Genomic DNA, 17,744 nt, shown 5'->3' on the forward strand with positions numbered 1-17,744 from the left:
TTTGCCGGATTCAGGCCTTCGCCTCGCCTTTCAGCCGCTCGATCGTCATCAGCACACGCTCCGGCGTCGCCGGCGCGTCAAGGCGCGGACAGATCCTGTGATCGGCGACGCTGGCCACCGCATCCGACAGCGCGTGCAGCACGGACATGCCGAGCGGGAAGGGCGGCTCGCCGACCGCCTTGGAGCGGTGGATCGTCGGCTCCGCGGCTTCCGGCCAGTCGGCCAAAGTGACGTTGAATATCTTGGGCCGATCGGAGGCGAGCGGGATCTTGTAGGTCGACGGCGCGTGGGTGCGCAGCCGGCCCTTGTCGTCCCACCACAATTCCTCCGTCGTCAGCCAGCCCATGCCCTGGATGAAGCCGCCCTCGATCTGGCCAAGGTCGATGGCGCGGTTCAGCGAGCGGCCGGTCTCATGCAGGATATCGGTGCGCTCGACCACATATTCGCCGGTCAGCGTGTCGACCGAGACTTCCGAGCAGGAGGCGCCGTAGGCGAAATAGTAGAAAGGGCGGCCCTGTCCCTTGTCGCGGTTCCAGTGGATCTTCGGCGTCTTGTAAAAGCCTGCCGCTGAGAGCTGGATGCGCGCCATATAGGCCTGCTTGACGAGATCGGCGAAGGCGATCTCCTGGTTGCCGATGCGCACCCGGTTAGGCAGGAACAGCACCTGATCGCGCGGCACCTGGTATTTCTCCGCGGCGAAATTGGTCAGCCGGTCCTTGATCTGGCGGGCGCCGTTCTGCGCCGCCATGCCATTGAGGTCGGAGCCGGACGATGCCGCGGTGGCCGAGGTGTTGGGCACCTTGCCGGTGGTGGTCGCGGTGATCTTCACCTGGTCGAGATCGATCTGGAATTCTTCCGCCACCACCTGCGCGACCTTGAGGTAGAGCCCCTGCCCCATCTCGGTGCCGCCATGGTTCAGATGCACCGAACCATCGGTATAGACATGCACCAGCGCGCCGGCCTGGTTGTAGTGCGTGGCGGTGAAGGAAATGCCGAACTTGACCGGCGTGAGCGCCAGGCCGCGCTTGATGAAACGGCTGTTGGCGTTGAAGGCCGATATTTCGCGCCGCCGCCGCGCATAGCCGGCGCTCTCCTCGAGCTCGGCGACGATGCGCTGGATGATGTTGTCCTCGACCGTCTGGTGGTAGGGCGTGATGTTGCGGTCGCTGGTGCCGTAAAAATTCTTCTTGCGGATTTCGAGCGGATCCTTGCCGAGCGCGAACGCAACCTCGTCGATGACCCGTTCGGCGCCGACCATGCCTTGCGGGCCGCCGAAGCCACGGAAGGCGGTGTTCGACACGGTGTTGGTGTAGAGTGGCGCCGATTGCGCGTGTACCGCCGGCCAGAAATAGGTGTTGTCGCAATGGAACAGCGCGCGATCGGTGACCGGGCCTGACAGATCCGACGAAAAGCCGCAACGCGCGGCGAACATGAAATCGACACCGAGAATGTTGCCCCCGTCGTCGAAGCCGACTTCATAGTCGACGAGGAAATCGTGGCGCTTGCCGGTAGCAATCATGTCGTCGTCGCGGTCGGGCCGGATCTTGACGGCGCGATGGTGTTTCTTGGCAGCGATGGCCGCGAGCGCGGCAAACTGGTTGCCTTGCGTTTCCTTGCCGCCGAAACCGCCGCCCATGCGGCGGATCTCCACCGTGATGGCATTGCTGGGTACGCCGAGCGCATGGCTCACCATGTGCTGGACTTCGCTCGGATGCTGGGTCGAGGAATAGATGGTGACGTCCTGATCCTCGCCGGGAACGGCCATGGCGATATGGCCTTCAAGATAGAAATGCTCCTGGCCGCCGACGCGCATCTTTCCCTTCAGCCGGCGCGGCGCCGCCTTGATCGCAACAGCGGCATCGCCGCGCTTCAAAGTAAGTGGCGGTGTGACGAGCTTGTCCTTCCTCGGATCGAGTTCGCCGATGTCGGTGACGAAAGGCAATTCCTTGTATTCGACCTTGGCCAGCCTGGTGGCGCGGCGCGCCTGCTCGCGGGTTTCGGCGATAACGCAGAAGATCGGCTGGCCGAAGAACTCGACCTTGCCGTCGGCTAGCACCGGCTCATCGTGCCGGCCGGTCGGCGAAATGTCATTCTCGCCCGGCACATCCTTTGCCGTGAGCACATCGACGACTCCGGAAGCGGCGCGCACCGCCGAAAGGTCCATGCGGGTGATGGTGGCATGCGCGGCGGCCGAGAGCCCGAGGCAGCCGTGCAGCGTGCCGGCCGGTTCCGGCATGTCGTCGATGTAGACGGCGGTGCCGCTGACATGCTTGTGGGCGGAATCATGCCGCTGGTCGGTGGCGACGCCGCCGACGATCTTTTCGGCCTTGAGATTTGATGTGGCGTGCTTGTTCATCATGCCGCCTCGTTGCGTGACACCTGGAAGGGTGCCTTGGTGCCGGTGGTTTCGACGAAGAAACGCAGCAAAAGGTTCTTGGCCGCAAGCGCCCGATATTCGGCCGACGCCCGCATGTCGGTGAGCGGGGTGAAATCCCGAGTGTATTCCACCATCGCCGTCTCGACCGTCTCTTCGGTCCAGGGCCTGCCGAGCAATGCCTGTTCGACAAAAGAGGCTCGCTTTGGCGTCGCCGCCATGCCGCCATAAGCGATACGGACATCGGCGACCGTGCCGTCCTTGGCCAGTGTCAGGCAGAAGGCGCCGAGGGCAGCGGTGATGTCCTCGTCGCGGCGTTTTGTAATTTTGTAGACGGCAAATTTTTCTCCCTTCGCCGGGACGGGCACGTGCACGGCCTCGACGAATTCGCCCGGCTGCCGATCCTGCTTGCCATAGGCGATGAAAAAGGTTTCCAGAGGGATCGTGCGCCGCTTCTTGCCCTTGCGCAGGGTCAGGCGCGCGCCGAGCGCGATCAGGGGTGGCGGCGTGTCGCCGATCGGCGAGCCATTGGCGATGTTGCCGCCGATCGTGCCCATGTTGCGCACCTGTTCGCCGCCGATGCGGTCGAACAGCGGCCCGAGCGCCTGGATGCGTTTGGCGAGCGTCGCAAAGGCTTCGGTGTAGGTGACGCCGGCGCCGATCGATATGACGCCCTTGTCTTCGGCGATGGTGCACAGCCCGTCGAGATTGCCAATGAAGACGACCGGCGAGATGTCGCGCATGTGCTTGGTCACCCACAGGCCGACATCGGTCGAGCCGGCAACGATGGTGGCGCCGGGTTCCTTGTCGAGCACAGTGGCGAAATCATCGACATTGGCCGGAACGATGAGCCGCGCCTTGCCCGACCCGATCTCGATCCGTGCGCCGTCCCGCAAGGCTTCCAGCCTCGCCGTGATCGCCTTGCGCTCAATCGCCAGCGGATCCTTTGCCGCCTTGCCGTAGCTGGAGATGGCATGCGCGGCGCGCATGATCGCCTCATAGCCGGTGCAGCGGCAGAGATTGCCTTGCAAGGCCTTTTCTATCGCCGCGTTCGACGGATCCGGCGACTTCATCCACAGGCCATAGAGCGACATGACGAAGCCCGGCGTGCAGAAGCCGCATTGCGAGCCGTGGAAATCGACCATCGCCTGCTGCACCGGATGCAACTGGCCGGGCGCGCCGCGCAGATGTTCCACCGTCACGACATGGGTGCCGTCGAGCGAGCCGAGGAAGCGGATGCAGGCATTGACGCTTTCATAGACCAGGCCGCCGGCAGACAGTCTGCCGACCAGCACGGTGCAGGCGCCGCAATCGCCCTCGGCGCAGCCTTCCTTGGTGCCGCGCAGCGAACGGTCGAGCCGCAGCCAGTCGAGCAGGGTCGCGTCTGGCGCCACCGACGACAGCGCGACATCCCTGCCATTGAGGATGAAGCGGATTTCGTTGCGGATAGTGACCTTGGCCATGCCTCAGCTCCCCCTGTAGGTCGAATAGCCGTAGGGCGAGATCAGCAATGGCACATGATAGTGCACCGCTTCCGCCATGCCGAAGCGGATCGGCACGATGTCAAGGAAAGCCGGCTCGGGCAGTTTTGTGCCTTGGCCACGCAGATAGTCGCCGGCCGCGAACACCAGTTCGTATTCGCCGGCGCGAAACTCAGCGCCCGCCAAGAGCGGCGCGTCGCAACGGCCGTCGGCATTGGTTGCGACCGTCTTCAAAAGTGTCCTGGCCGAACCATCGAGACGATAGAGCGCGATCGACAATCCAGCCGCCGGCTTGCCGGTCGCGGTGTCGAGGACATGGGTCGTCAGACGCCCGCCATCGGCTTTCGACGTTTCTGCCATTGGCCGCCTCCCATCCAGGTACATCAGAACAACAGTGATGAATTGTGCGCCAATTAAAGGCGATGCATAAGTCCCGGTCGAGCGGAGTGCGACAAAAACACTTTCAAAAATTTTCGGGGGAATGCGAGAAGCACCCTTTGGATATCCTGATCATAACTTGCGGCAGCGTCCGGCAGGGAGGGGTAATGCGTTACGAAAGAGACATGCGCGGCTACGGAGCCAATCCGCCGGATCCGAAATGGCCGGGCGGCGCGCATGTCGCCGTGCAGTTCGTCGTCAACTACGAAGAGGGCGGCGAGAATTGCGTGCTGCACGGCGACAAGGCTTCGGAAGCCTTCCTGTCGGAGATCGTCGGCGCCGCGCCCTGGGTGGGCCAGCGTCACTGGAACATGGAATCGATCTACGAATATGGCGCGCGGGCCGGCTTCTGGCGGCTGCTGCGCCTGTTCAGTGAATCGCAGGTCCCGGTGACCTGCTACGGCGTCGCCACCGCACTCGCCCGCTCACCCGACCAGGTCGCGGCCATGCAGGACGCCGGCTGGGAGATCGCCTCGCACGGGCTGCGGTGGATCGACTACCGCGACCACAGCGCCGAGGATGAGCGCCGCGACCTCGAAGCGGCGATCAAGCTGCATTACGAGGTGACCGGCCAGCGCCCGACCGGCTGGTATACGGGCCGCACCTCGGTCAACACGGTGCGGCTGGTGGCTGAAGAGGGCGGCTTCGACTACGTCTCCGACACCTATGACGATGAACTGCCCTACTGGTTCGAGCACAGCGGCGGCACGCAGCTCATCATCCCCTATACGCTCGACGCCAACGACATGCGCTTCGCCACGCCGCAGGGGTTCAATTCGGGCGACCAGTTCTTCGCTTATCTCAAGGACAGTTTCGACACACTCTATGCCGAGGGCCAGGCCGGCCGGCCGCGCATGATGAATATCGGCCTGCATTGCCGGCTCGTCGGGCGGCCGGGCCGGGTGGCGGCGCTGAAGCGCTTCGTCGATTATGTGAAGTCGCATGACAAGGTCTGGCTGGCGCGGCGCATCGACATCGCCAGGCACTGGCAGGAGAACCATCCCTACAAGCCGGCGGCGCTGAGGCCATCGAAGATGGAATTCGAGACATTCGTCCACACTTTCGGCGGCGTGTTCGAACATTCGCCGTGGATTGCCGAGCGGGCCTACGAGCTGGAGCTCGGCCCGGCCCACGACACGGCCGGCGGCCTGCACAATGCGCTCTGCCGCATCTTCCGTTCCGCCAGCGAGACCGAGCGGCTCGGCGTGCTCAACGCTCATCCCGACCTTGCCGGCAAGCTGGCCAAGGCCAAGCGGCTGACGGCGGAGTCTACGCGGGAACAAGCCTCGGCCGGCCTCGACGCGCTGACCGACAAGGAGCGCGAACTGTTCTCCAAGCTCAATGCCGCCTACGTCACCACTTTCGGCTTCCCCTTCATCATCGCGGTGAAGGGCAAGACCAAGGAGGAAATCCTCGCCGAATTCGAGGCGCGCATCGGCAACAGTCGTGGCGTCGAATTCGAGACCGCCTGCAAACAGGTCGAGCGCATCGCGCTGCTCCGCCTCATAGACATGCTACCGCAATAGGTTTGAACCCATGGATACGATCAGGATGCCAGAGCGCACCTACTACGCACCGCATGGCGGCCATCCCGGCCAGAGCGAGCTTCTGACTGGACGGGCCGTCTTCACCGAGGCCTATGCCGTCATCCCCAAAGGCGTGATGCAGGACATCGTCACCAGCGCCTTGCCGTTCTGGGACAAGACCCGCGTCTGGATCCTGTCGAGGCCGCTGTCCGGTTTTGCCGAGACGTTTTCGCAATACATTGTCGAGGTCGAGCCTGGCGGCGGAAGCGATCGGCCGGAACCCGATGCCGGCGCCGAAGGCGCCCTGTTCGTGGTCGAGGGCGAACTGACCGTTCTGCTCGGCGGCAAGAAGCATAGCTTAAGGCCGGGCGGCTTTGCCTTCCTGCCGCCGGCGAGCGGCTGGACCGTTCGCAACGAGGCCAAGGCGGTTGTTCGTTTCCACTGGATTCGCAAGGCTTACGAAGTGGTTGACGGTCTCGACGTGCCGGAAGCCTTCTTCACCAATGAACAGGATATAGCGCCGACGCCGATGCCGGGCACCGAGGGCCGCTGGGCGACGACACGCTTCGTCGATCCGGCCGATTTGCGCCACGACATGCACATGACCATCGTCACGCTCGAGCCCGGCGCCGTCATTCCCTTCGCCGAGACGCATGTCATGGAACACGGGCTCTATGTGCTGGAAGGCAAGGCGGTCTATCGCCTCAACCAGGACTGGGTCGAGGTCGAGGCCGGCGACTATATGTGGCTGCGCGCCTTCTGCCCGCAGGCCTGCTATGCCGGCGGGCCAGGCAAATTCCGCTATCTGCTCTACAAGGACGTCAACCGGCACGCCAAGCTGGGCGGGGCTGATATCGGCGGTCGCGCGCGGTGACCCGCATCACAGCGCAGAAGCTGACCAGGGAGGCCTTTGCCCCCTTCGGCGATGTCATCGACATGGGCGGCGACAACCACTACCCGATCAATGGCGGCAAGGCCGAGCGCTACCATGATCTGGCCACCGCTGAGGCCACCGGACCGAACGCGCGCGTGCTGATCTCGATGGTGCGCGGCACGCCTTATGAACTGCCGCTGAAACTGACCATGGTCGAGCGGCATCCGTTCGGCAGCCAGGCCTTCATTCCGCTGTCGCCGCGCCCGTTCCTGGTCGTCGTCTGCCATGACGGCAAGGAGGGGCCGGGCGAGCCGCACGCCTTCATCACCGCGCCCGGACAAGGCATCAACTATTCGCGCAATCTCTGGCACGGCGTGCTGACGCCGCTCGGCGAACCCCAGGATTTCCTGATCGTTGATCGTGGCGGCGACGGCTCCAACCTCGAAGAGTTTCATTTCTCGCACGCCTACGAGATCCATCTCCCCTGAAAGCTTTCGATTCCCATGACCGACATTTCCCTGATCGACCGCCTGCTCGACGTCATCGAGCACGACATCGTGCCGAAGACGGCTGACGGCGTTGCCCATGGCAACAAGCTGTTCGGCGCGGCGATCCTGCGCAAGGACGACCGCTCGCTGGTGCTGGCCGAGACCAACAACGAGATCGAGAACCCGCTTTGGCATGGCGAGGTGCATTGCCTGAAACGGTTTTACGAGATGCCGAAAGCCGAGCGCGTCGACACCAAGGATGCGCTGTTCATCGCCACGCATGAGCCCTGCTCGCTCTGCCTGTCGGCGATCACCTGGACCGGCTTCGACAATTTCTACTACCTCTTCAGCCACGAGGATTCGCGCGACAGTTTTGCGATCCCACACGACCTGAAGATCCTGAAAGAGGTCTTCACCCTCGACCCCGGCGGCTACAATGCCGAGAACGCCTATTGGAAGAGCTTTTCTATCCGCAGGCTGGTGCGGGCGCTGCCCGAGGCCGAACGCCAGCGGCTGGAAACGCGCATCGGCAAGATCTCGGCACGTTACGACGAGCTGTCCGGCGCCTACCAGGCAAACAAGAGCGAAAACGACATTCCGCTGAATTGAGCGTGTAAGCAGGTAGCGGCACAGGTCGCATAATTCGCTACGCCAGTCGCGAATGGCGATTGAAACTTGCCGCGCCGCGGGGCGTTATGCGCACCCATGAAAACCATCACCGAATTTCCCCGCAAAGTCGTCGAATTCCCCGATATGGGCATCGTCATGCCGGATGGCTGCCGGCTGTCGGCGCGGGTTTGGATGCCACAGGATGCCGGCGACGATCCGGTGCCTGCCATTCTCGAGCACCTGCCCTACCGCAAGCGCGACGGCACCATCTTTCGCGATCAGCTGACGCATCCCTATTTCGCCGGGCACGGTTATGCCTCGATCCGCGTCGACATGCGCGGCAATGGCGATTCCGAAGGGCTGATGGACGACGAATATTCCGAGCAGGAATTGCAGGATGCCTGCGACGTCATCGCCTGGGCGGCCAGCCAACCCTGGTGCAACGGCAATGTCGGCATGATGGGCATTTCCTGGGGCGGCTTCAACTGCCTGCAGGTCGCCGCCAAGCAGCCGCCGGCGCTGAAGGCGGTGATCAGCCTGTGCTCGACCGTCGACCGCTACGCCGACGACATCCACTACAAGGGCGGCTGCCTGCTGATCGAGAATTTCGGCTGGGCCTCGACGATGCTGTCCTATTCGTCACGGCCGCCGGATCCGCTGATCGCCGGCGACAACAGATGGCGTGATCTGTGGCTGACCCGGCTGGAAAACCAGTCCTTCCTTTTGCCGCTCTGGCTCAGCCACCAGCATCGCGACGCCTATTGGAAGCGTGGCTCGATCTGCGAGGATTTTTCCGCCGTCAAGGCCGCCGTTCTGTCGATCGGCGGCTGGCATGACGGCTACCGCAATACGATCTCGCACCTCGTCAGCAACATCGAGGCGCCGGTAAAGGGCATTGTCGGCCCCTGGATCCACAAATACCCGCATTATGCCGGGCCTCAGCCGGCCATCGGCTTCCTGCAGGAAGCGCTGCGCTGGTGGGACCGCTGGCTGAAGGGTGCCGAGACCGGCGTCGAGGCCGATCCGGACTACCGCGCCTATGTGATGGACAGCGTGCGCCCGGCCCGCTGGCACCCGGAGCGCCCGGGCCGCTGGGCGGCGGAGCAAGAATGGCCGTCGCCCACCATCAAGACCCGGACCATCGATCTGCTGCCCAAGGGGAGCAAACCGGCCATCGTCGCCTCGCCGCAGAATTGTGGCCTCGCCGGCGGCGAGTATTTCCCGTTCACCTTCGGCCCGGAATTGCCGGGCGACCAGCGTCCCGACGATGCGCTGTCGGTGTGTTTCGACCAGCCGGAACTCTCCGACGCCATCGACATCGTCGGTGCGCCGGAAGTCCAGGTCATGTTCTCGTCCGACCGCCCGCAGGCCAATATCGCTGTTCGCCTCTGCGACGTGCATCCTGACGGCGCTTCGGAACTGATCTCCTATGGCGTGCTCAACCTGACGCATCGCGACTCGCACGAATTCCCCCAGGCCCTGGTGCCGGGCGAGACCGTGTCGGCGCGTGTCGTGCTCGATCAATGCGCCTACCGCGTGCCGGCCGGCCATCGCCTGCGCATTGCCGTGTCGAACGCCTATTGGCCTATGATCTGGCCCTCGCCGGAGCCGGTCCAGCTGACCTTGTCGGCTGCGACGTTGGCCTTGCCGCTACGGCCGCTGGCAAAAGGCAACGAAGCGACGTTCGCCGAGCCGGAAGGGGCTGCGCCGTGGGCCACCGAGACTGTTCGGCCCGCCAATTCCGAACGCCATGTCGATCATGACGAAAAGACGGGAATCGTCACGCTTTCCATAGCGGATGATTTCGGCGCGGTGCGCGATCTCGACCACGGCCTGGTCAATGGCAGCATTGCCCGCGAGACCTGGACGATCCATCCTGACAATCCATTGTCAGCCGCGGGAAAGACACACTGGACGCAGACGCTGTCGCGAAATGGATGGTCGGTGCGCACCGAGACATGGGCCGAGATGCGATCGGACGAACAAAACTTCATCGTCAGCGCCAGAATCGAGGCTTATGAGGGCGAAAAAATCGTCTTCGAACGCAATTTCGAGGAAAAGATTCCGCGCGCGCTTGTGTGAGCGCTGACACCGTTGGTCCAAATGCGACGTACGATTTACGCCACGGCATGTCGCATTCGGTCTTGCTTACCGCTTTCCCTTACGGTCATTATTCCCCTCACAAGAAGCAAGAAAATCGACCGCAGAGTCGAACCAACAGAGTGAGGAACTCAAATGTCAAACGAACTGGAATTCCTTAGCCGGCGGGTTGCAGCAGGCAAGCTGAGCCGTCGTGATTTTCTCGGCCGGGCGGCAGCGCTCGGCATCGCCGCGCCCTTCGCCAACTCGCTGCTTTCAAGCGCGGCGCGGGCGGCAGGACCGGTCAAGGGCGGCACGCTGAAGGCCGGCCTGGTCGGCGGTGAATCCACCAACAGCCTCGACCCGGCGCTGATGATGACGCAGGTGCCGTTCGCCTTCGGCAAGTGCTGGGGCGAAATGATCGTCGAGCTTTCGCCGGACGGCAAGCTCGAGAACCGTATCGCCGAGGAGATCGGCTCCTCCGACGATGCGAAGACCTGGACTCTGAAAATTCGCGACGGGGTCGAATTCCACAACGGCAAAACCGTGACCGCCGAGGACGTGGCCGCCACGCTCGAGCGTCATTCGGACGAGAAGTCGAAATCCGGCGCGCTCGGCTACATGAAGGGCATCGCGACCATCAAGGCCAGCGGCAAGGAAGTGGTGCTGACGCTGAAGGAGGCCAATGCCGACCTTCCCTACCTGCTCAGCGACTATCACCTGATCGTCCAGCCGAATGGCGGCAAGGACAAGCCCGATGCCGGCATCTCGGCCGGCCCGTATGTGGTCAAGACCAACGAGCCGGGCGTGCGCCATGGCGGCGAGCGCTTCGCCAATTACTGGCAGGGCGACAAGATGGGCCATGCCGACCAGATCGAAGTCATCGTCATCAACGATGCGACGGCGCGCACGGCGGCCCTGCAGGGCGGCCAAGTCAACATGATCAACCGCGTCGAGCCGAAGATCGTCGACCTGATCAAGCGCGTGCCGGGCGTGACCATCCGCAACCATGCGGGTCCGGGCCACTATGTCTTCATCATGCATTGCGACACAGCACCCTTCGACAACAACGACCTCAGAATGGCGCTGAAGCTCGCGATCGATCGCGAGGAGATGCTGACCAAGGTGCTGCGCGGCTATGGCTCGCTCGGCAACGACTTCCCGATCAACTCGTCCTATCCGCTGTTCACCGAGATCGAGCAGCGCAAGTACGATCCCGACAAGGCCAAGTTCCACTACAAGAAATCCGGCCATGACGGCACCGTGCTGCTCAGGACCTCCGACGTCGCCTTCCCCGGCGCGGTCGATGCCTCGCAGCTCTTCCAGCAGAGCGCGGCCAAGGCCGGCATCAAGATCGAACTTAAGCGCGAACCCGGCGACGGCTACTGGAACGAGGTCTGGAACAAGCAGCCCTTCTGCGCCTCCTATTGGGGTGGACGCTCGACCCAGGACCAGATGTACTCGACCGCCTATCTGTCGACCGCCGACTGGAACGACACGCGTTTCAAGCGCCCGGACTTCGACAAGATGGTGCTGGCAGCGCGCGCCGAACTCGACGAGGCCAAGCGCAAGCAGATGTACCACGACATGGCCGTCATGGTGCGCGACGAAGGCGGCCTGATCCTGCCGATGTTCAATCAGTTCATCGACGCCACCGGCGCCAAGGTCGATGGCTGGGTGGACGATCCGCATCAGGAACTGATGAACGGTTACGCCCTGGCGAAGTGCTGGCTGCAGGCCTGAGTCCGGCTTTGCAGAGATGTCTTCACCCATCTTGAAGCTAATTGCCCAGCGCATCGCGCTGGGCATCCTCCTTTTGTTGGCCATTTCGGTCCTGATCTTCGCCGGCACGCAAATCCTGCCCGGCGACGTCGCGCAAGCCATTCTGGGACAATCGGCGACGCCGGAGTCGCTCGCCAATCTGCGCGAGCAGCTCGGGCTGAACGACCCTGCCTACGTCAGGTATTTCCACTGGCTCGGCGGCGTGCTGACCGGCAACCTTGGCACAGCCATGTCGAGCGGCCAGGATATCGCCACCTCGATCAAGGGCCGGCTGTGGAACACGTTGTTCCTCGCCTTCTGGGCGGCGATCGTGGCCGTGCCGCTGGCGATCATCCTCGGCCTGATCGCGGTGCGTTACCGCAATGGCTGGGTCGACAAGCTGATCTCCGGACTGGCGCTCGCCTCGACCTCCTTCCCCGAATTCTTCATCGGCTATGTCCTCGTCTACTTCTTTGCCGTGAAGTGGCAAATCTTCCCGGGCATCTCGACAGTCTATGAGGGCATGCCCTTCGGTGAGCGGATGCAGGCGATCGCGCTGCCGGCGACGGCGCTGACGCTGGTGGTGCTCGCCCACATGATGCGCATGACGCGCGCGGCGATCCTCAATGTCATGCAGTCGGCCTATGTCGAGACGGCTGAACTGAAAGGCCTGTCGGCCTTCAACGTCATCCGCAAGCATGCCTTTCCCAATGCCATCGCGCCGATCATCAACGTCGTCATGCTCAACCTCGCCTATCTGATCGTCGGCGTCGTCGTGGTCGAGGTGATCTTCGTCTATCCCGGCATGGGACAATACCTTGTCGATCACGTCACCAAGCGTGACGTGCCGGTGGTGCAGGCCGTCGGCCTGATCTTCGCCGCCGTCTACATCAGCCTCAACATCATCGCGGACATAGCGGCGATCATCGCCAATCCGCGCCTCAGACATCCGAAATAGGGGGCGGGCATGCTCGATATCAAACGCATCCCCATCCCCGCGCTGATCGGCATAATCCTGACGGCACTGTTCGTGCTGGCTGCGATCTTCGCACCCTGGATCTCACCGCATGACAACGCTGAGATCGTCGGCGATGTCTGGGAGCCTATGTCGGCGGCGCATTGGCTGGGCACCGACAATCTCGGCCGCGATCTGTTGTCGCGGATGATCTACGGCGCTCGCATCACTTTGTTCATCGCGGTGCTGGCCACCGCGCTGTCGTTCTCGCTTGGCGCCATACTGGGCTTCTCGGCGGCGGTGTTCGGCGGCTGGTTCGACACGATCCTGTCGCGCCTCGTCGACCTCCTGATGTCGATCCCGACGCTGATCATGGGCCTGGTCGTGTTGTCGGTGCTTCCGACCAACCTGGTGACGCTGATTATGGTGATGGGCATTCTCGATTCGACACGCGTCTATCGCCTGTCGCGAGCGGTGGCCGTCGACATCAATGTCATGGACTATGTCGAAGCCGCCAAGCTGCGTGGCGAAGGCAGCGCCTGGATCATCTTCCGCGAAATCCTGCCCAATGCGCTGTCGCCGCTGGTTTCCGAACTCGGCCTGCGCTTCATCTATGCGGTGCTGTTCCTGTCGACGCTGTCCTTCCTCGGTCTTGGCGTGCAGCCACCGGATGCCGACTGGGGTGGCATGGTCAAGGAAAACAAGGACGGCATCGTCTTCGGCATCGGGGCGGCACTGATCCCGGCGGCGGCGATCGCCATGCTGGCGATCTCGGTCAACCTCGTCGCCGACTGGGTGCTTAACCGTACGACAAGCCTGAAGGGGGGACGCGGGTGATGGCCGACAGCAAAGCGAAGCCTGGCCTGCTCCTCGACATCCGCAATTTGCGCATCGAGGCCACCGTCTATCCGCCCGGCGAGCCGCCGAAGAACATCGTGCTGGTGCACGATGTTTCGCTGACGCTGGAAAAGGGCAAGGTGCTGGGCCTGATCGGCGAATCCGGTGCCGGCAAGTCGACCATCGGCCTGTCGTCCATGGGTTATGGGCGTGGCGGCGTGCGGATCACCGGTGGTGAGGTGATCCTCAACGGCCGCGATATCCTCAAGAGTGGCAAGGAAGGTTTCCGTAAGCTGCGCGGCCGCGAGGTCTGCTATGTCGCGCAATCGGCGGCGGCGGCCTTCAATCCGGCGCACAAGCTGATGGATCAGGTGGTGGAAGCCACTCTGTTGCACGGCACGGCGACGCGCGCCGAGGCCGAGAAGCGCGCCGTTGCGTTGTTCAAGAAGCTCAGCCTGCCAAACCCCGAAACCATCGGCGAACGCTTTCCGCACCAGGTCTCGGGCGGCCAGTTGCAGCGCGTGATGACGGCGATGGCGCTATGCTCGGAACCGGACCTGATCGTCTTCGACGAGCCGACCACGGCGCTCGACGTAACGACGCAGATCGACGTTCTGGCGGCGATCAAGGATGCCATCCGCGACACCCATGTGGCGGCGCTCTACATCACCCACGATCTTGCTGTCGTCGCCCAGGTCTCCGACGAGATCATGGTGCTGCGCCATGGCCGACTGGTCGAATGGGGCGGCACAAGGCAGATCATCAAGGAACCACGCCAGGAATACACCAATGCGCTGGTCTCGGTGCATGAGATCGAACATGCCGAACAGAAACCCGGCACCACACCGTTCCTGTCGGTCAAGAACGTCACCGCTGCCTACGGCCGCAGCCACATCAAGGTGCTGAAGAACGTTTCGGTCGACATCTATCCCGGCCAGACGCTGGCCGTGGTGGGTGAGTCCGGCTCCGGAAAGTCGACGCTGGCGCGCGCCATCACCGGTTTGCTGCCGCCAGAGGAAGGCACCGTCACTTTCGACGGGCGCCCGCTGGCTAACCGGCTGGCCGACCGGCCGAAAGAAGATCTGCGCCAGTTGCAGATGATCTATCAGATGGCCGACGTGGCGATGAACCCGCGACAGACCGTCGGCACCATCATTGGCCGGCCGCTCGAATTCTATTTCGGCATACGCGGCAAGGAACGCGACCGGCGCGTCGCCGAGCTGCTCGACAAGATCGAGATGGGCAAGGGCTTTTCAGACCGCTACCCGGCGGAGCTTTCCGGCGGCCAGAAGCAGCGCGTCTGCATTGCCCGTTCGCTCGCCGCCAAGCCCAAGCTGATCATCTGCGACGAGGTAACGTCGGCGCTCGACCCGCTGGTCGCTCACGGCATCCTAGAGCTGCTGCTCGAGTTGCAGAAGGAGGAGAACGTCGCCTATCTGTTCATCACCCACGACCTTGCCACGGTGAAGTCGATCGCCGATTCGATCGCGGTGATGTATCGCGGCGAAGTGGTGCGCTATGGGCCGAAGAGCAAGGTACTGACCCCGCCCTTCGATGACTACACCGACCTTCTCCTGTCATCGGTCCCGGAGATGGAGATCGGCTGGCTGGAAAAGGCGATCAAGGGACGGCGCATGGCCAGCGCCGGGAACTAGCGACCGCTGGTCAGAGGCGGCTTTCGTCATCGGTATGCAACACTAAAGCGCCACACGTCCTTGCGGACGGGCGCTGCTCGTGACGTTGTTTTCAACAAGGGGTAGGACATGAAGACTGAACTCGACCATCTCGCCGATCTCGCCGGCCAGGGCCGGATATCGCGTCGCGATTTCCTTGGCCGCGCGGCGGCTCTGGGTGTGTCGGCCGCACTGGCAACGACGCTGGCCGGGAAAGCCTTCGCACAGACGCCGGTCAAGGGCGGCATCCTCAAGGCCGGCCTGCAGGGCGGTGAGTCGACCAACAGCCTCGACCCGGCGCTGAACCTCAGCCAGGTCACTTTCAGTTTCTGCAAGCAGTGGGGTGAATTCCTGGTTCGCCTCAAGCCGGATGGCGGCGTGGAGAACCTCATCGCCGAGGAGATCGGCGCTTCTGCCGACGCCAAGACCTGGACGATCAAGGTGCGCGACGGCATTGAATTCCACAATGGCAAGACCGTGACCGCCGAAGACGTCGCGGCCACGCTCGAACGTCACGCCGACGAGAAGTCGAAGTCGGGCGCGCTGGGCGTGCTGAAGAACATCAAAGGCATCAAGCCGAGCGGCAAGGAAGTGGTCGTCACACTGGGCGACGCCGATGCCGACTTCCCCTATCTGATGGCCGACTACCATCTCGTCATCCAGCCGAATGGCGGCAAGGACAATCCGAATGCCGGCATCAGCGCCGGCCCCTACAAGGTCACCGTCAACCAACCCGGCGTGCGCCATGGCGGCGAGCGCTTCGCCAATTACTGGCGCGGCGACAAGGCAGGCCACGCCGACCAGGTCGAGATCGTCGTCATCAATGACGCGACGGCGCGGCTGGCCGCGCTGCAAGGCGGCCAGGTGCACATGATCAACCGCGTCGAGCCGAAGGTCGTCGACCTGGTCAAGCGCATTCCCGGTGTCACAATCGAGAACGTCTCGGGCCGTGGCTACTATCCGTTCAACATGTTCTGCGACACGGCGCCGTTCGACAACAATGACCTGCGCATGGCGCTGAAGCTCGCCATGGACCGCGACGAACTGCTGGAGAAGATCCTGCGCGGCTACGGCTCGGTCGGCAACGACTTCCCGATCAACGAAGCCTATCCACTGTTTACAGCCATCGAGCAGCGCAAGTTCGATCCGGAAAAGGCGGCCGCGGCCTACAAGAAGTCGGGCCATAGCGGTTCGATCCTGCTGCGCACCTCCGACGTCGCTTTCCCGGGCGCCGTCGATGCCGCGCAGCTTTACCAGCAGAGCGCCGCCAAGGCCGGCATCAAGATCGAGATCAAGCGCGAACCCGGCGACGGCTACTGGTCGGAAGTCTGGAACAAGCAGCCCTTCTCGCTCTCCTATTGGGGCGGCCGGCCGACGCAGGACCAGATGTATTCCACCGGATATGTCTCGACCGCCGACTGGAACGACACCCGCTTCAAGCGGCCGGAATTCGACAAGATGCTGTTCACCGCCCGCGCCGAACTCGACCAGGCCAAGCGCAAGGCGATCTACCATGACATGGCGGTGCTGATGCGCGACGAAGGCGGCCTGATCGTACCGTTCTTCAACCAGTTCATTGACGCGGCCGCCACCAACAAGATCAGCGGCTACGTCAAGAACCCGAATGGCGAAATGATGGATGGCTATGCGCTCGGCGAGTGCTGGCTCAACGCTTAGCCGAACCGTGCCCGTGTGATTCACCTGTAAGAACGCCGTGTGCCCGAAACGGCATGCGGCGTTTCCGTTTCAACTGCCAGACATCATGGAGCAGCCCATGGCGCTCAAATCAAAGCTTCTGCTGATCATCCTCGACGGCGTGCCTTACCGGAACTGGCGCCGGCTGATGGGCAATCTCGAAGGCTGGGTACAATCGGGCGAGGCGCGGGTCTGGAAGATGCGCTCGGTGCTGCCGTCGACCTCGGCCTGTTGCTATGCTTCGATCCACACCGGCGTGTCGCCGCAGGTGCATGGCATTCTTTCCAATGAGAACCGGTTTCGCGTCGGGCAGCCAGACATCTTCTCCGAAGTCAGCAAGGCCGGCGGCAAAACCGGCGCCGTGACCCATTCCTACTGGTCGGAATTCTTCCGGTCCTATCCGTTCGATCTGGTCGAGGACATCGAGTATGACGAGCCCGGCGGGCCGATCACGCATGGCCGCTTCCACACCATGACCGGCTACAACGCCCGCAACCAGATGACGCCGAGCGATGTCGATCTGTTCGCGACGCTGACCATGCTGACCAAACGCCACGGCATCGACTACGGCATCCTGCACACCTGCACGCTGGACTCGATGGGCCACCGCTTCGGCCACGACTGCCACGAGATGGACCATGCCGTCTATGCGATGGATGGTATGCTGGCGGCCTTCCTGCCGGGTTGGATCGCGGCCGGCTACGAGGTCATGGTCACCGCCGATCACGGCCAGACCGACCGCGGCCACCATGGCGGCCACGACGACGAGATGCAGGATTTCGCGCTGTATTATTTCGGCCCTGCGCAAGGTCCCGAGAGCAATACGCTGCTCGACCAGCTGCAGCTGGCGCCGACGGTGCTGAGCCGGTTGGGTGTGGCTATTCCGGCGACGATGAAGGCGAAGCCTTTCTTGAGTTGAGCCGGCGGCTCTGGCAACCTCCCCTTTCTTCGGTT

The 17,744-nt window shown here is 63.1% G+C and carries 14 protein-coding genes; 11 read left to right on the forward strand and 3 right to left on the reverse strand.

Going from position 1 to position 17,744, the window contains the following annotated elements:
• Positions 1-10: 10 nt before the first annotated feature.
• From xdhB to uraH, 3 genes are read right to left on the reverse strand one after another with little or no spacing between them, the layout of a single operon-like run.
• On the reverse strand, positions 11-2,356 hold the full coding sequence (gene xdhB / locus AC04SF_RS12355) for a xanthine dehydrogenase molybdopterin binding subunit (RefSeq protein ID WP_488478591.1): 2,346 nt from the start codon (positions 2,354-2,356) through the stop codon (positions 11-13).
• Entirely contained in the window at positions 2,356-3,837 is a 1,482-nt protein-coding gene (gene xdhA / locus AC04SF_RS12360; RefSeq protein WP_488478029.1) for a xanthine dehydrogenase small subunit, read from the reverse strand. Before xdhA ends, xdhB begins: the two co-directional genes overlap by 1 nt.
• Positions 3,838-3,840: 3 nt before the next feature.
• On the reverse strand, positions 3,841-4,215 hold the full coding sequence (gene uraH, locus AC04SF_RS12365) for a hydroxyisourate hydrolase (RefSeq protein ID WP_488478030.1): 375 nt from the start codon (positions 4,213-4,215) through the stop codon (positions 3,841-3,843).
• A gap of 185 nt (positions 4,216-4,400) precedes the next feature.
• Between uraH and puuE the strand changes: the two genes are divergently transcribed.
• The 11 genes from puuE (at position 4,401) to AC04SF_RS12420 (ending at position 17,709) form a co-directional block, all read left to right on the forward strand.
• Positions 4,401-5,819 carry an allantoinase PuuE gene (gene puuE / locus AC04SF_RS12370; protein ID WP_488478031.1) on the forward strand — a complete coding sequence of 473 codons (1,419 nt, stop codon included), beginning with the start codon at positions 4,401-4,403 and terminating at the stop codon, positions 5,817-5,819.
• A gap of 10 nt (positions 5,820-5,829) precedes the next feature.
• Positions 5,830-6,693 (forward strand): bifunctional allantoicase/(S)-ureidoglycine aminohydrolase, encoded by an 864-nt coding sequence (locus tag AC04SF_RS12375; protein ID WP_488478032.1) that lies wholly within the window; start codon positions 5,830-5,832, stop codon positions 6,691-6,693.
• Complete coding sequence (locus tag AC04SF_RS12380) at positions 6,690-7,181, forward strand: ureidoglycolate lyase (RefSeq protein ID WP_038651561.1); 492 nt, start codon at positions 6,690-6,692, stop codon at positions 7,179-7,181. The genes AC04SF_RS12375 and AC04SF_RS12380 overlap by 4 nt, the downstream gene beginning before the upstream one ends.
• A gap of 15 nt (positions 7,182-7,196) precedes the next feature.
• On the forward strand, positions 7,197-7,790 hold the full coding sequence (locus AC04SF_RS12385) for a nucleoside deaminase (protein WP_488478033.1): 594 nt from the start codon (positions 7,197-7,199) through the stop codon (positions 7,788-7,790).
• A 96-nt stretch (positions 7,791-7,886) separates the two neighbouring features.
• The gene (locus tag AC04SF_RS12390) at positions 7,887-9,872 is read left to right on the forward strand and encodes a CocE/NonD family hydrolase (protein WP_488478034.1); all 1,986 of its coding nucleotides are present in this window, start codon (positions 7,887-7,889) and stop codon (positions 9,870-9,872) included.
• Between the two features lie 153 nt (positions 9,873-10,025).
• Entirely contained in the window at positions 10,026-11,612 is a 1,587-nt protein-coding gene (locus tag AC04SF_RS12395; protein ID WP_488478035.1) for an ABC transporter substrate-binding protein, read from the forward strand.
• Positions 11,613-11,628: 16 nt separating this feature from the next.
• Positions 11,629-12,588, forward strand: a complete 960-nt coding sequence (locus AC04SF_RS12400; RefSeq protein ID WP_095200783.1) for an ABC transporter permease — start codon at positions 11,629-11,631, stop codon at positions 12,586-12,588.
• A 9-nt stretch (positions 12,589-12,597) separates the two neighbouring features.
• A complete protein-coding gene (locus tag AC04SF_RS12405) occupies positions 12,598-13,422 on the forward strand; it encodes an ABC transporter permease (protein WP_096452845.1) in 825 nt (274 codons plus the stop codon).
• Entirely contained in the window at positions 13,422-15,077 is a 1,656-nt protein-coding gene (locus AC04SF_RS12410; protein ID WP_488478036.1) for an ABC transporter ATP-binding protein, read from the forward strand. Before AC04SF_RS12405 ends, AC04SF_RS12410 begins: the two co-directional genes overlap by 1 nt.
• Positions 15,078-15,185: 108 nt before the next feature.
• Positions 15,186-16,772: an ABC transporter substrate-binding protein gene (locus tag AC04SF_RS12415; protein WP_488478037.1), complete on the forward strand. Its 1,587-nt coding sequence runs from the start codon at positions 15,186-15,188 to the stop codon at positions 16,770-16,772.
• A gap of 97 nt (positions 16,773-16,869) precedes the next feature.
• The gene (locus AC04SF_RS12420; RefSeq protein ID WP_488478038.1) at positions 16,870-17,709 is read left to right on the forward strand and encodes an alkaline phosphatase family protein; all 840 of its coding nucleotides are present in this window, start codon (positions 16,870-16,872) and stop codon (positions 17,707-17,709) included.
• The last annotated feature ends 35 nt before the right edge of the window (positions 17,710-17,744 follow it).

This window comes from Mesorhizobium sp. CNPSo 4671 (assembly GCF_057784245.1).